This window comes from Proteus cibi, from assembly GCF_003144405.1.
Taxonomy (GTDB): Bacteria; Pseudomonadota; Gammaproteobacteria; order Enterobacterales; family Enterobacteriaceae; genus Proteus; species Proteus cibi.
Genome location: NZ_PENW01000016.1, coordinates 127,049 through 141,510 on the forward strand (window position 1 = coordinate 127,049; position 14,462 = coordinate 141,510).

Genomic DNA, 14,462 nt, shown 5'->3' on the forward strand with positions numbered 1-14,462 from the left:
CATTAGAATAATTAACTTTTCTGTTGAGTAAGCCATTGTTCAAAATCAAGATGTGTTTTGGTTTTTTGTACACCTAATGGCGTTAAAGCGTAGTAACATATCGGTGCAATTTGGATATCTGGAAATAATACTTTTAAAGTACCGCGCTTTATTTCATTCGATAAAATTGAAATAGGACCAATACCGATGCCTAATCCTTCAATAATGGCTTGAAGAGAAATATGAAAGTGATCAAAGCGATAGTGACGTGAGAATGAGCGCTGTGAACTGAGATGAGCCGCAATTAACCATTGTTGCCAATGCCCGGGACGAGTCAGTGTATCAATAACTGGACAGTCAAAAATATCTTCAAATTTAGTGACATTGTAACGCTTCAAGAACTTTTCAGACGCAATTAAACAATGCTTATCTTCTAAAAACATAACAGATGAATATTCTTGTTGCTGAGGTTGAGGGCGAATAATCAAATCATCATGACTGATCAAATGAAATCGCTCACTATTTGCCGAAGCAATTTGGATATTTGCATTTGGATATTGAAGATAAAAATCCTCCATTCGCGGAATAAGCCATTTTAAACAAAGTGTTGTAGGAACACTGATATTTAAAATATCGTTTTTTCCACCGTTTCCATAACGAAAACCAATATCATTTAACTTATCAAAAACATCACTTAACTCTTGCGCCAATGTCAATGCATAAGGCGTGGGGACTCGGCGTAAACCTTGTTTGTTGAATAAAGTGACACCAAACCATTTCTCTATAACTTGGATATGACGGCTGATTGCACCGTGAGTGACACATAATGTCTGTGCGGCTTCAGTATAACTTTGGCTATGGCACGCGACTAAGAAAGCACGCAATGAAGGTAATGGAGGAAGATTTCTCATCATAATTTTCTCCTTATAGTTTATTTATTATAAATAAAGCGGCTTTCTGATTAAAACTCACAATACGGTGACATTTTATCACAGGTAAAAATAAAGAAGGCAGGTATGATACAACGTCTTTAACTTATTGAACTTTAAGGATGATAATGAGTTTTATCGCAGTTATTCTATTGGCAATATTGTCTGGCGTAATCAGTGGCGTTGTGGGGACAGGCTCTTCTATTTTGTTAATTCCTGCTTTGACTTATGTGTTTGGCGCAAAGGAAGCAGTACCTATTATGGCATTAGCTTCAGTGATGGGAAATCTATCGCGTATTTATTTATGGCGTCACAGTATCCGTTTTAAACCACTATTTTATTATCTGTTCCCGGGTATTCCGGCTGTTATTCTTGGTGCTAATACATTATGGATAATGCCTGAAAAATGGCTAAATATTGGTATGGGGCTGTTTTTTATATTGATGATCCCCGTGATCCACTTATTACGTAAACATCAAATCAAAATGAAAACCTACCAAGTGATTATTGCTGGCGCAGTTATCGGCTATTTAACAGGCGTTGTGTTTTCTACCGGACCATTAACTATTCCCATATTCTCTGCATATGGTCTGACATTAGGACCCTTGCTTGCAACTGAAGCTGCCGCCTCCTTTGTCATTTATCTCACCAAAGCCCTGACATTTAGCCAGCTTGGTGCAGTTAATCGCTTTATCTTAATTAGTGGGGCGTTAGTCGGTTGTGGCTTAACTCTAGGAAATTACCTTGGTAAAAAACTGGTGTTGAAATTGACACCAACACTTTTTCAATGGTTATTAGATGCCATGCTGATTTTTGCTGGTGGCTCACTGCTATTTAATGGCACTTATTCTTAATCAAATGGCTGTATTAACAGCCTTTACTTTAAATCTGACACATAAGGCATGACTAAAGTCTGCGAAATATCAGCAAATGGCCGTCATTCATTGGTTGTGGCACCGGCTCTTGCCCTTAATGAAATTGAATATAAAAGGGCAATCATGCCCAGTGCAATGGTTTTTATTGCCGGATCTTCAACTTCAGTCACCGCGGTTGAAAGTACCATACAGCTGGTTAACGCCTTACTATCAGTATAAAAATGGATGGCGATAAAGATAAACAAGATGCTGAGAAAAGACTTAACATTGATTAATAGTAAAAAAACAGGCTCAACAAACATGATTGAGCCTATTCATATAACTGCTTCTATTCTTTAATAAAGCTGAGATAGTTAAAGAGCGATTTAAAACCAAACTTACGATATAGGGCTAAACCATCTGCTGATGCATCTAAAAAGCAACGTTCAACACCTTGTTCACGGCAAAACTCTAAAACATGCTTAATCAAATGAGTTGCATAGCCATTACCTTGATAGGCAATATCTGTCCCAATATCATCAAAACGCGCTAATTTATCGTGTATTGTTAACGTTAATGAAGAGACTGGCTGACCATCAACTAACAATGCATAATGGAAAATGGTTGCGCCATTATCCAATGCTTTTTGATGATAACGAATATACTCATTAATAATGGTATTCTCACTATCATCTCCCACAGGGAATGCCGTTTTTAATGGATGAGCCCATTGTTCGAGGTTATGATTGGTGAGAATAATATCGCAAGGATTATCTCGATAAGCAGGATAAATCGCGTCTGATAGTGTTAAATACATAGCGGTTGTCATGCCGTCACCGGTATAACCAGCATTTTTTATAATGTTTTCAAATTCAGGTAATAATGACTCTGGTAAAACCAAGATATGATCTTTTTTCTGCGAAGAGAAAAGGGTACTTGCTTGCTGGAACGAACTTTCTGTTGCGCCTTGACGTAAATAAATAAAGTTAAAAATAGGCGCATCCATAGGTGTCATAAAACAGTGTGTATGATCGCCAATGCGAATATTATTTTCACAAATTTCTGACCAAAAGGCTTTTTCTACTATTTTAAATTCTTTATACAGTTGTGCATCCATAATGGTTCTCTAGCTGAATCGTGATACGCGATAAGGCGTTAATAGAGGTTCCGCTTTTTCGTAAATAAGTTCTTGTGCAACTCATTCACATAATAAAGGTGACAATGTCACGGCAACGTGCATTGTAACAAGATATAATCGCTGATAAGGCGATATTTCTCCAATAATTGGCATTTCATCTTTAGGCATAGGCATTTCACCAACAGCAACCTGTTTTATTGTTAGTTTACCTGTTTGCGTAAAATTATCACAAAAAGTCGCTTGTGCATGACACGTAATACGCTCAGGGTGATGTTCATCACTATTATCAATGTAATCTTTAACTGCAAATAATCTCATTTTGAACACAGTAGCGTAACTTCATCTCTGGTGCGGCGATACAAGGTAAAAAAGCGTGTTCTGCATCCGTTATTAACTTAAGCAAAATGCTTGGTGATGAAGATAAAGGTAAATCAATACCTTTTTCAGATAATAATGCTAAAGCACTTACACCTACTGTTAAAATAACATGATCAGCATGCATTTTAGCTTCCGTTATTTCTACACCGATAATGCGATGATCATTTTCTAGCAACCTAGAATAAGGGTTTTGGTAAACATAATCTTTTTTATTCCCTCTCTTTTCGTGCTAATTAACTCACTCGATATCAATAAAAATACTTATTTTTCATAAAATTAATGAGTAAGAGTGCCTTAATGCTAAAAATAAAATATCGCCCAAGATCACAAAAAGAATAATGCTCCATAACATAAAACAAACAACAGGGCATTACATCCGAATTTAAACCATAATGCAGTTTATAATTTTAGTTATATGGCTTTAATTGGATACTAAATCTGTATAAATTTTAATTTCAGCATCATACTATAACGCCTGTTTAAACTGGTTTTTTAGTCTAAAAATAGAGGTGAAAAAAGACTTACAAACTGCCTTTTGCATCGCAAGGCAGAGTAATTGACTTATTTTTGGGTTATATAAAGATTATTGTTTTACAAAATAAATATTGCAGATATGATAGCTCACATATTCAGCATGTTATTTTTTTAAAAAAGGCGTCGTATGTTAGAAAGTATCGGTATTTCAAATATTTGGACATACCTTTTAGGCGTTATTTTTATTACTTTAGTACCAGGTCCAAACTCGATTTTCGTCCTTACTTCCAGTGCGAAGCATGGCGTAAAAGGGGGGTATAAAGCCGCTCTTGGTGTTTTTACGGGTGATGCATTATTAATCTTTTTGGCATTTTTGGGGGTTGCTTCATTAGTCAAGACTTCACCCGTCTTCTTTATTGTCATTAAATATGCAGGTGCGCTTTACTTAACCTATTTAGGGTTAAAAACGTTATATGCAACGTTCCAAAAGAAAAAAGAGACGTCAGAGCAAGTGTCTGAAGTCACTGTAAAAGCAAAAGATGGTCTTTATGTTAAGGCGTTATTTTTGAGTATGCTTAACCCAAAAATGATCATTTTTTATGTTTCTTTCTTTATTCAGTTTATCGATCCTAAGTATGAAAATGCAGGTGTTCCATTCTTTGTATTAGGTGCGATTTTAGAAACATGCAGTATGCTTTATTTATCAGTGCTTATTTTTGGCGGTGTTGCTATTACTAATAAAGTAAAACATAACAAACGGTTAGCTTCATTATCAAACAGTTGTATTGGTGCGGTGTTCTTACTCTTTGGTGCTAAACTAGCATTAACTGCATAATATTTATTTAAATTTAAAAGCCACTTTTGAAAGTGGCTTTTTTTTGTTACAAATAAACGATTCTCTCAATAGTTTATTTAATAACAACCTCTAATATCGAGTTATATGTTTCTGTTTTAATCACTCTATTTATTTTTAAATCAGCTTTGTCTAATAAGGCTATAAATTCATTTTCTGTACGCTCTCCTGATTCAGGAAATGCACTCATACAAAGAATATCCATATATTTAGCGACATCAGGTATATTTTTCTTAAAAATAATAGGTTCAATAATAAGTACTTTGGAATCTTTCTTCATTGCTTTACGGAAATTTTTAAATATTTTAATGACACTGTCATTATCCCAATCATGGATAATATACTTAATTAAATAAATATCAGATTCAGGATAATCACCAAATAGATCACCAGGTATTAATTTCCAGCGGCTATCATCATTTAATTCAACTAATTTCGTTCTTTCTAACACATGCTGACGATCAAATAACTGTCCTTTTAACGTAGGATTTTCTTTTAACACCTCTAATAATAATCCCCCTAATCCTCCAGCAATGTCTGTTACTGTTTTATTCTCTGGAAAGTTATAATGCTTAATAATAAAATAATTTTCTATTTTTGACAGTGAGCTCATACCTGCTTGAAAATCATGATCTTCTCTTACATTATCTTGCCAATATTGATAAAAAGACATGCCATATAAATGTTCAAAAGCGGGATTGCCCTGAACAGACTCAATGACATCGCCTACTGGGCGCCATAATGTTTCATTTGTTAACATTAATACGGCATCACGCAGACTATATTTATGATCACTTAATAAAAATCGCCCCGCAGGAGCAAGAGAGTAACGTTCTCCTTCTGACTCATAGAATATATTTTCAGATGCTAACATTCTTAATATTCTATTTAAAACATAAGGAATTGAGTTTGTTTTCTTTGCAAGTTCATTTATATCTTTAGGTCCTTCCTTTAATAAATCTGCAATTTTTAATTTAGCGGCAACTCTTAAAGCGCCAGGAATAGTAAAACTCATGGATTTTTTCATTAAATCTAATGCCGCTGATTTATTGTTTAAATCTAAATTTTCACTCATAATATTAAACTCCATTGTGTAATGCAGGTGAATTGATAATAAAACAACTTTTTCAAATATAGTATAGAGTGTTTTTTTATTTTTATTAATTTTATAAATATTTAAATTTCATTATTAACTGTAATTGTTTCTATAATTATTATTCTGAGCATGAAAATAAAAAAGCAAGAAATGGGGTGCATAATACCTTGGTTTTCACGTTATACTGACTTCTAATATATTTTTAATAGGGAATAGCTATGTATTTCCAGTATGGCGAGAAAGAGATAAACACCTTAAAAAATCGTGATAAGCGTTTAGCGGTGCTTATTGAAAGAATGGGTGAAATTAATCGACCACTTACGCCCGATTTATTTACAGCATTAGTTAAAAATATTATCGAACAACAAATATCAGTAAATGCAGCAACCACGGTAAATCAACGTTTACTTAACTTATGTGAAGGTATTTATACTCCAGAGCGTATTACAAAACTATCTGCACAAGAAATACAGCAATGTGGTATGACAATGCGCAAAGCCGGTTATATTATCGGTATTGCTGATGCCGTTATTTCAGAAAGATTAGATTTAAATAAAATTCCTGAGATGACAGATAAAGAGGTTATCGATACTTTAATTCAACTAAAAGGAATAGGGGTTTGGACTGCAGAAATGCTATTAATTTCTTCGCTCAATCGACCAGATATTTTAAGTTGGGGGGACTTGGCGATCCAACGTGGAATTATGCGTCTTTATCGTCATAAAACATTAGATAAAGTACGCTTCGAACGTTATCGAAAACGCTATTCACCCTATGGTTCCACGGCATCGCTTTATTTATGGGCATTATCTAAAGAACCAGAGTGATTAAGCAATAAACGGAGTTCTTTATTCATTATGTTTGTCAATAATAGCCATAATCCCGTATTAAAAGGACTACCATAATGGAAAGTAAACATAATCAACTTATTGAGCAAGCCTGCCGTTTTATTGAAAAAAATAACGGTGACGTGTCGCTTACCTGTATTGCGCAGCATGTTATGGCGAGCCCATATCATTTTCATCGCCTTTTTAAATCCATTATGGGTATTACCCCAAAAGAGTATGCCAATGCTTATCGTCAAAAATTAATAAAAAAAGCATTAGTTCAAGATGGCAGTATTACAGATGCGATTTATCAATCGGGCTTTAATGCTAATAGTCGTTTCTATGAAAATGCAACAGCAATATTAGGAATGACGCCAACAAATTGGCGTACAGGTGGCAAGAATATTGCTATCTTTTTTGCTATCGCTCAGTGTTCTTTAGGAAGTATTCTTGTAGCACAAAGTGAAAAGGGGATTTGTGCCATTATGTTAGGAGATGACGCAGAGCTGTTATTAGAAGATTTGCAAAAACAATTTCCGCTGGCTGAATTAATTGGTGCAAATAAAGAATTTGAGCAAGTCATTGCTCAAGTCATCGGCTTTATCGAATTACCCAAACAACCTTTATCTTTACCTCTTGATATCCAAGGCACTGTATTTCAGCAAAAAGTTTGGCAGGCATTATTAGATATTCCTTTTGGTAGCACTATGACTTACCAAGAAATTGCCGACAAAATTGGAGCGCCTAAGGCATATCGCGCAGTCGCTAATGCCTGTGCAGCAAATAAGCTAGCAGTTGCTATTCCATGCCATCGTGTTATTCGACAAAATGGTGAATTATCCGGTTATCGTTGGGGAATTGAACGTAAGGCTAAATTGCTTCAAACGGAAGCGTTAAATAATACCTCAACGGGTAAAAAAGAATAAAAAAGTAGTTATTGCATGATAAGATAATCAGTAAGTTATCAATAAATTTATGAGTCAATATTATGTCGGCAATACCAACAGAAATTACTTTTTTTGAACGTTTAATCCCTTCCATTCTTGAAGGAAAAAAAGTAATTACTATCCGAGATGAAAGTGAAAGTGATTACAAACCGGGAAGCATTGTTGAATTATTTGCTAATGAACATCGTACTCATTATGGAAAATTGAAAATCATAGCAGTATCACCGTTACATTATGATGATATCAATGAGTATCACGCCCAACAGGAAGGTATGATACTTCCAGTATTGAAAGCACTTATCAAAGAGATTTATCCAACAACACAATCTTTATATCTTATTGAATATCAGTTAGTAAAATAAGAACAAATAAAAAAGGATCACATTGTGATCCTTTTTACTTAAACAAAATCTTATCTATCTTAAATCAATTTAAGTGCTTGCTTTAACTGGCTAATCTCTAATTTCCATTGCGCCTGTAAAGCAGGCTTTTGATGGTTAGTTTTACGTGCTAAATCAGCGTCTAATTTCTCTTCTAGCTCAATTAACTTAACGAGTTTTTCATCATCACCATCATCATGTGAAACTAATGGAGCTGGTGAGATATCTTGTAAATTATTGAGTTTATCCGTTAGCAGAGTTTCTGGCATTTCTTCTTCAGCGATAAGCTGATAAATCGCTTCAATATCATGATGTTCTGTTAAAATACCATGATGAATATACCAAAAACGATTACAGCTATTTTCAATTAATTCTCTGTCATGGCTAACTAATAAAACACCACCAGGAAATTGGCTAATTTGTTCAGCTAATGCCTTTTTACCTTCCATATCAATATGGTTTGTAGGCTCATCCAACATTAATAAAGAATAGTTTGCTAAACTCAAACCAACAAACAATAAACGCGCTCGCTCACCGCCACTTAATGTACTCACTTTCTGTCCGTGGCGCGCATAAACAAAGCCGGCACTAATCAGTGCCATTTTTCTCTGTTCATCCGTTAATGGCGCAAAAGGCTTTAATGCATCAGAAAGGGTATCATGGTCAGCTAATTGCGCAATTTTTTGATCGTAATAACCTAATTCAACTCGAGGATGCAGTTTTATTGTCTTTTGTTCACTTATTTCAACGAAGCTAAGTGACCAAATCATCTTTAATAATGATGATTTGCCTGTCCCATTAGCCCCAATTATTGCTACTCGATCACCACTTTTTATACGCTGATTTTCAACGGTATATAAAACAGGCGCATTTTCAGCAGGAATAACTGCAAGTTGATTTAATTCGCAGAGCCTATCAGCACGTAATGTCGTACCTGAAAATTGTAATACCCACTGATTTCCAGACGTTATTTCGGCTTGTTCATCTTTTAAGCGAACAATCTGTTTTTCCATCTGTTTGGCCTTACGAGATAAACTCTCGTTATCATAAACGTGACCCCATATTGCGAGTTGTTTTGCACTTTGGGCTATTCTATCTATCTCTTTTTGTTGTGCATTATGGCGATGTTGCGCACTGATATCTTGCTCTTCTTGTGCAACTCGAGCTTGAGAGCAGGGTAACCGAAAGATAGATAACGATTTATCACGAATAATCCATGTACAACTCGTTACGTTGTCTAATAACGTATTATCATGTGAAACTAAAATGAAACTACCACGCCACTGTTTTAAAAATGTTTCCAACCATAAAATAGTGGGTAAATCGAGGTGGTTACTGGGTTCATCAAGTAATAGCAAATCAGGCTCAACAATTAACGCTCTCGCTAATAATAAACGAGTGTGTTGACCACCACTCAATTGCGAAACAAGAAGATCTTTTTCATGAAGTTTAAATCCCATTTCACTTAGCAATAACTCCGCTCGCCAGCCTTCAGATAATTGGTATTCTTCAGGTAATTTATGGAGTACAGCATCCATTACAGTCATTGACGATAATTCAGTGGGTAAATGTTGTTCTATATATGCCATAACTGTTTGATTAGCGACAGAAATAACACCAGAACTTGGTGATAATTGATATGAAAGTAATTTTAATAAAGTACTTTTTCCACAACCGTTATGACCAATTAAGCCAATTTTCTCACCTTTAATCAGTGCTAAAGAAATATCGTTTAATAACAAACCGTGATTATTATGAAAAGACAGATTTTGTGTAGATAATAATGTGCTCATAGCTTACTCATTTTTAGGCATAACAATGCCTTGGGTAATATCAAGCGATAACCCTGTAAGCTGAGGAGAGGTAATAGTTAACGTCGCTCAGGCAGGTTAACGCAGTAAAATACTGTGAGAGCCTGAGCTGTGGCGATTACCAAAGAAGTGTGAGTATTCAATAAGATCACACAAAAACATAATTAGCCTCCTTCTCTAAGTTTAAAAGTTAATCGGTAGCGTGATTCTATCAAGATAGAGTGATTACATACAATCCTATAGAAGAGGCAAAAGGTGTCATTTTGTGTGAAAACCCGCTATTTAAGCGGGCTTAAGATAATTATGAATCAATAAAGGATCGTTCTATCTATCCTAATTTGCAGTTTTTAACATGGTTATTCTATTGCGTTGTAACAGGTAAGTATTTTCGTAGTTTTATCGCAATTAATAAAATAAGGGCACTAATGACAATACTGATGATATTAGTATTTTGCCAACCTATAAGGTAAAAGGCGACACCTCCCGTAATGCTTCCAATTGCACCAAAGAAGAAAATTAGAAAATCATTCGTTCCTTGTACTTTTGCTCGCTCATGAGGTAGGTAAGTATTGGATAATAAATGTGTCGAACTAATTAAATTTAGATTCCATGAAATGCCGATCAGAACAAAACTGATAATATAGTGATAGAAAGTTATTCCCGTTAAATTAATAACGAGAGCAATAATAAGTAATATAATGGCAATGAAAAAGAACGTTTTTACACCAAATCGATGGATTAATTGTCCTGTAATAAAAGAGGGGGCAAACATCCCTAAAATATGACATTGAAATACAAAAGCAATGGTGGCGAATTCAAATCCATTTTGCTTCATAGATAGCGGGATCGCAGCCATCATATAAACTAAAATACCATAACCACATGCACTGACTATTGTGACTAGAAATAACAGTGGCTGGCGATAAAGTTGTACATAACTTCTGGGTTTTTCCTTATGTGTGACTGCTGATTTAACCACTTTTTTTAATGGAATTTTCCACAACAGAATAAACGCTAAAATATAAATTACCGTAAGTGAAAGGAAAGGACCAATGAAAGGATAATCAGCAAGGAATTGACGCGTAACAACAGCTAAGGTAGGACCAATAATAGCAGCAATAATACCGCCGCTCATGACTAATCCAATCGCTTTTGCGTGCATATTGGTAGGCGTTTCTTCAATAGCGGCAAATCGATATTGTTGGGCTGTACCAATCGCAACCCCCGTAAATAATGTGCCTACCGAAAATAAAATTAAATTTTGATAATAGATGCCAGCAATGGCAAATAAAGCACCAATTAACCCGGCAAGATTACCAATAATAAAGCCTGCCTTACGTGAATATTTCATCATAAAGTAGGCCATAGGAATGGTAGCTGAAATGATACCAATATATTGGCTTAATAATGGAACTGTTGAATAAATAGGATCTTTAGCTAGTTGTTCACCAACAATAACAGCGACAGAAAGGACTAATGCATTACCTGTAATAAAAAGTGCTAAAGAAAATGCCAACCACCAAACTGATTTAGGCATAAAAGGTCTCCACTGATACAAATAAAAGAAAGAATTTGCATCATACAACTTGAAGTTAACTTCAAGTCAATAGAAAGGTGTTTTGATTAAGATGGTTTTTAATTTATTGTTTTAATTGTTAAAACTAGAATTGAAGGCGATCACTTAAGCCGTCTTTTCTTATTTTTTTCTAAACTTAATGCGAGATCATCTTGAAAGTGCTTGCATTGAAAGTGGTTCTTTTCAGGACAAAATAAAATATGCTCTAATCCATCTCGTAACTGAATTAATTCACTAATTTTAATATCAATTTCTTCAATTTTTGAACGCACCATATTTCTATCAATATCAGGTACTTTTTGATTAATACTCAGTTGGGCTATTTCATCTAAAGAAAAATGGGCTTGTTGTGCCAAAGAGATTAACGCTAAACGAGTCAGAACATCTCTATGATATACACGTTTAAGTCCTTTGCGTCCTATTGAATGAATAAGCCCTTTTTTCTCATAATAACGGATTGCTGAAGAGGCGAGTCCCGTTGCTTTTGCAACTTCAGTAATATCCATCTCAATGGATTGTTTTATATCAGTCATGGTATTACTCTTTTTCTATAGCATGGTCATCGTTAGAGAAATTCTATAACTTAAAATAGTGATGTTTTCACACTCTAAATCATAGAATTTCATCATTTTATCGTAATTTTTCGCAGATAAGAACTATCTACCTACATTGGGGGTTTTTATCATGATATATTGCTACCTATTCGCTATAGCTGTCCTATAAAAGGTTAGAAAATGAGTAAATTAAGAGTCGCTATTATTTTTGGTGGTAAATCCACAGAACATCAAGTTTCATTACAGTCAGCAAAAAATATTATTAATGAATTAGATCGAACGAAATTCGACCTTTGCTTAATCGGTATAAATGAACAAGGTCAGTGGCATGAATATTCAGAAACTGACTATTTACTAAATAGCGATAATCCTAAAACTATTTCATTAAACAAACCTTTAAGAGCGGTTGCTATTATTCCTGGTAGTGTAAAAAACCAATTTATTTCACTTGAAGATGGTCAGGCATTACCTCAAATTGATGTAGTATTCCCAATTGTCCACGGTGCGTACGGTGAAGATGGAACACTCCAAGGCTTATTACACATGATTGATATGCCTTATGTCGGACCCAATATCATGAGTTCAGCAGCTTGTATGGACAAAGATATTACCAAACGCCTACTGGATGGTGCAGGATTAGCTGTTGCACCATTTATTACTATTATGGCGCATCAAATTAATGATATTCCTTACAACGAAATGGTTCGTCAGTTAGGACTTCCTTTATTTATTAAGCCTGCGAACCTAGGTTCTTCAGTAGGAATTAGCAAAGTTAATAATGAAGAAGAATTCAACGCTGCATTAGAAATGGCTTTTGAATACGATCTTAAAGTGATTGTTGAAAGTGCTATTGTAGGCCGTGAAATAGAGTGTGCTGTTTTAGGTAATGAAGATCCTAAAGTTAGCCCTTGTGGTGAAATTGTATTAAACGATGCTTTCTATGCCTATAACACAAAATATATTGATGAAGATGGTGCAAAAGTCGTTGTTCCTGCTGTCATGGATGAAAATACGAGTTTACATATTCGCCAAGTTGCATTAAAAGCATACCGCGTTCTTAATTGTTTGGGCATGGCGCGTGTAGATGTGTTCTTAACGCAAGATAATCGTGTTGTGATTAATGAAATAAACACACTCCCTGGTTTTACCAATATCAGTATGTATCCAAAATTATGGCAAAGTGCTGGTTTAGGCTATCAATCATTAATTACTAAATTAATTGAGTTAGCACTAGACCATCATAGAAAAACAGCTGTTTTAAAAACGAAGTGTGAACTTTAATTAATGTATAAAAAGTGAGAGCTTGATGAAAATTACACACCTCGATCATTTGGTATTAACGGTTGTTGATATTCAGACAACCTGTGATTTTTATCACCGCGTATTAGGTTTTAACGTTATTACGTTTAAAGAAGGTCGCAAAGCGCTCACTTTTGGTTCGCAAAAAATAAATCTTCATCAAGTGGGACAAGAATTTCTTCCCAAAGCAGCAAAACCAACCGCAGGTTCGGCTGATTTGTGTTTTTTAACACAAACACCGTTATCAGAGATAATTGAGCATTTAAATCAGCAAAGCGTAACGATAGAAGAAGGGCCTGTTTCTAGAACGGGTGCAACTGGCGCTATTATGTCGGTTTATTTACGTGATCCTGATAATAACTTGCTTGAAATTGCCAATTTAATTGAAGAGCAAAACACGCTAACTTACCCTATATAGCGTGTTTTTAGTTTTTTTAAAGTGTGTTTTTAATTAGGCATATTTTCTTGAGCCTGCAACACAAAAAATAACGCCAATGGTGACAAACAACATCAATAAATTGACAGATTCATGAAGTAACACCGCAGCTAAACTTAACCCAAAGAATGGTTGTAATAATTGAAGTTGCCCTACAGTTGCGATCCCACCTTGTGATAATCCTTTGTACCAAAATATAAAACCAATCAACATACTAAAAAGCGAGACATAGCCTAAGCCTACCCATGCTGAAACACTTATTGTGGTGAGTTCTTCTGGCATAAGAATAAAGCTAAGAATAAGCATTGGAGGTAAAGATACAATTAATGCCCAACAGATAACCTGCCAACCACCTAATGCTTTCGTTAAAGTCGCACCTTCAGCATAACCTAAGCCACAAACGATCACTGACGCTATCATTAATAAATCGGCGCTGATTGATGAAGCGCCACCTTGAGAAAGGGCGTAACCCATTACCAATAAACTACCGATAACAGAAAAAAACCAAAAAATAGGGCGAGGCTTTTCACCACCACGTATTACCGCAAAAATTGCCGTAGATAACGGTAATAAAGCTAAAAAAACAAGAGAATGTGCCGAAGTTATTTCTTGTAGTGCAATCGCCGTTAATAATGGAAAACCCACGACAACACCTAATGAGACAACGGTTAATGAAACCCACTGTTTAAACGTAGGTAGTTTTTCTTTATATAACAGCAACATTGCTAAAGATAATAATCCTGCAATGGTTGCTCGTGCTGCGGTTAAAAATAAGGGGTCAAAACCTAATACAGCAGCTTTTGTTGCGGGCAAAGATCCACTAAAAATCAGCATACCTATAAAGCCATTTATCCAACCATTAGTTTGCGTTTTTTGTTCTATTTTTTGCATATGATGTTCCATCATTATTGTGAGTTATTTTCATTTAAAA

Annotated in this window: 17 protein-coding genes; 7 read left to right on the forward strand and 10 right to left on the reverse strand. The window is 35.0% G+C overall.

Annotated features, from left to right (window positions below; all coding sequences use genetic code 11):
• Positions 1–11: 11 nt before the first annotated feature.
• Complete coding sequence (locus DK865_RS09565) at positions 12–893, reverse strand: LysR substrate-binding domain-containing protein (RefSeq protein ID WP_109391768.1); 882 nt, start codon at positions 891–893, stop codon at positions 12–14.
• Positions 894–1,036: 143 nt separating this feature from the next.
• Here DK865_RS09565 and DK865_RS09570 point away from each other — a divergent pair, with 143 nt between their 5' ends.
• The gene (locus DK865_RS09570) at positions 1,037–1,762 is read left to right on the forward strand and encodes a sulfite exporter TauE/SafE family protein (protein WP_194295196.1); all 726 of its coding nucleotides are present in this window, start codon (positions 1,037–1,039) and stop codon (positions 1,760–1,762) included.
• Between the two features lie 83 nt (positions 1,763–1,845).
• Here DK865_RS09570 and DK865_RS18950 read toward each other — a convergent pair whose 3' ends face one another.
• From DK865_RS18950 to DK865_RS09590, 4 genes are all read right to left on the reverse strand, one after another.
• The gene (locus DK865_RS18950; protein ID WP_267128431.1) at positions 1,846–1,971 is read right to left on the reverse strand and encodes a hypothetical protein; all 126 of its coding nucleotides are present in this window, start codon (positions 1,969–1,971) and stop codon (positions 1,846–1,848) included.
• 140 nt (positions 1,972–2,111) lie between these two features.
• On the reverse strand, positions 2,112–2,879 hold the full coding sequence (locus DK865_RS09580; RefSeq protein WP_109391771.1) for a GNAT family N-acetyltransferase: 768 nt from the start codon (positions 2,877–2,879) through the stop codon (positions 2,112–2,114).
• 81 nt (positions 2,880–2,960) lie between these two features.
• Positions 2,961–3,218 carry an FAD-binding oxidoreductase gene (locus DK865_RS09585; protein WP_109391772.1) on the reverse strand — a complete coding sequence of 86 codons (258 nt, stop codon included), beginning with the start codon at positions 3,216–3,218 and terminating at the stop codon, positions 2,961–2,963.
• Positions 3,199–3,402, reverse strand: a complete 204-nt coding sequence (locus tag DK865_RS09590) for a hypothetical protein (protein WP_036913060.1) — start codon at positions 3,400–3,402, stop codon at positions 3,199–3,201. Before DK865_RS09590 ends, DK865_RS09585 begins: the two co-directional genes overlap by 20 nt.
• 537 nt (positions 3,403–3,939) lie before the next feature.
• Here DK865_RS09590 and leuE point away from each other — a divergent pair.
• A complete protein-coding gene (gene leuE / locus DK865_RS09595; protein ID WP_023582178.1) occupies positions 3,940–4,587 on the forward strand; it encodes a leucine efflux protein LeuE in 648 nt (215 codons plus the stop codon).
• Between the two features lie 73 nt (positions 4,588–4,660).
• On the opposite strand, the gene DK865_RS09600 is transcribed toward leuE, so the two are convergent.
• Positions 4,661–5,680, reverse strand: a complete 1,020-nt coding sequence (locus DK865_RS09600; RefSeq protein ID WP_228407751.1) for a methyltransferase — start codon at positions 5,678–5,680, stop codon at positions 4,661–4,663.
• 239 nt (positions 5,681–5,919) lie between these two features.
• Between DK865_RS09600 and DK865_RS09605 the strand changes: the two genes are divergently transcribed.
• The 3 genes from DK865_RS09605 (at position 5,920) to yqfB (ending at position 7,837) form a co-directional block, all read left to right on the forward strand.
• Positions 5,920–6,528, forward strand: coding sequence for a DNA-3-methyladenine glycosylase family protein (locus DK865_RS09605; protein WP_109391773.1), 609 nt, complete (start codon positions 5,920–5,922; stop codon positions 6,526–6,528).
• A 77-nt stretch (positions 6,529–6,605) separates the two neighbouring features.
• Positions 6,606–7,454 carry a bifunctional DNA-binding transcriptional regulator/O6-methylguanine-DNA methyltransferase Ada gene (ada, locus tag DK865_RS09610; protein ID WP_109391774.1) on the forward strand — a complete coding sequence of 283 codons (849 nt, stop codon included), beginning with the start codon at positions 6,606–6,608 and terminating at the stop codon, positions 7,452–7,454.
• A gap of 62 nt (positions 7,455–7,516) precedes the next feature.
• Positions 7,517–7,837 (forward strand): N(4)-acetylcytidine aminohydrolase, encoded by a 321-nt coding sequence (gene yqfB / locus DK865_RS09615; RefSeq protein ID WP_023582182.1) that lies wholly within the window; start codon positions 7,517–7,519, stop codon positions 7,835–7,837.
• A gap of 59 nt (positions 7,838–7,896) precedes the next feature.
• Here the strand turns inward: yqfB and DK865_RS09620 are convergent, their stop codons facing one another.
• The 3 genes from DK865_RS09620 to DK865_RS09630 all read right to left on the reverse strand — a co-directional run bounded on the left by DK865_RS09620 (position 7,897) and on the right by DK865_RS09630 (position 11,775).
• On the reverse strand, positions 7,897–9,648 hold the full coding sequence (locus DK865_RS09620) for an ABC-F family ATP-binding cassette domain-containing protein (protein WP_109391775.1): 1,752 nt from the start codon (positions 9,646–9,648) through the stop codon (positions 7,897–7,899).
• A 379-nt stretch (positions 9,649–10,027) separates the two neighbouring features.
• Complete coding sequence (locus DK865_RS09625) at positions 10,028–11,203, reverse strand: MFS transporter (RefSeq protein ID WP_109391776.1); 1,176 nt, start codon at positions 11,201–11,203, stop codon at positions 10,028–10,030.
• Positions 11,204–11,343: 140 nt separating this feature from the next.
• The gene (locus tag DK865_RS09630) at positions 11,344–11,775 is read right to left on the reverse strand and encodes a helix-turn-helix domain-containing protein (protein WP_228407752.1); all 432 of its coding nucleotides are present in this window, start codon (positions 11,773–11,775) and stop codon (positions 11,344–11,346) included.
• 201 nt (positions 11,776–11,976) lie between these two features.
• Between DK865_RS09630 and ddlA the strand changes: the two genes are divergently transcribed.
• Both ddlA and DK865_RS09640 read left to right on the forward strand, forming a co-directional pair.
• Positions 11,977–13,077: a D-alanine--D-alanine ligase gene (ddlA, locus tag DK865_RS09635; RefSeq protein ID WP_023582186.1), complete on the forward strand. Its 1,101-nt coding sequence runs from the start codon at positions 11,977–11,979 to the stop codon at positions 13,075–13,077.
• A 25-nt stretch (positions 13,078–13,102) separates the two neighbouring features.
• Entirely contained in the window at positions 13,103–13,513 is a 411-nt protein-coding gene (locus tag DK865_RS09640; protein WP_109391777.1) for a VOC family protein, read from the forward strand.
• A 33-nt stretch (positions 13,514–13,546) separates the two neighbouring features.
• Here the strand turns inward: DK865_RS09640 and DK865_RS09645 are convergent, their stop codons facing one another.
• Positions 13,547–14,422, reverse strand: coding sequence for a DMT family transporter (locus DK865_RS09645; RefSeq protein WP_109391778.1), 876 nt, complete (start codon positions 14,420–14,422; stop codon positions 13,547–13,549).
• Between the last annotated feature and the right edge of the window lie 40 nt (positions 14,423–14,462).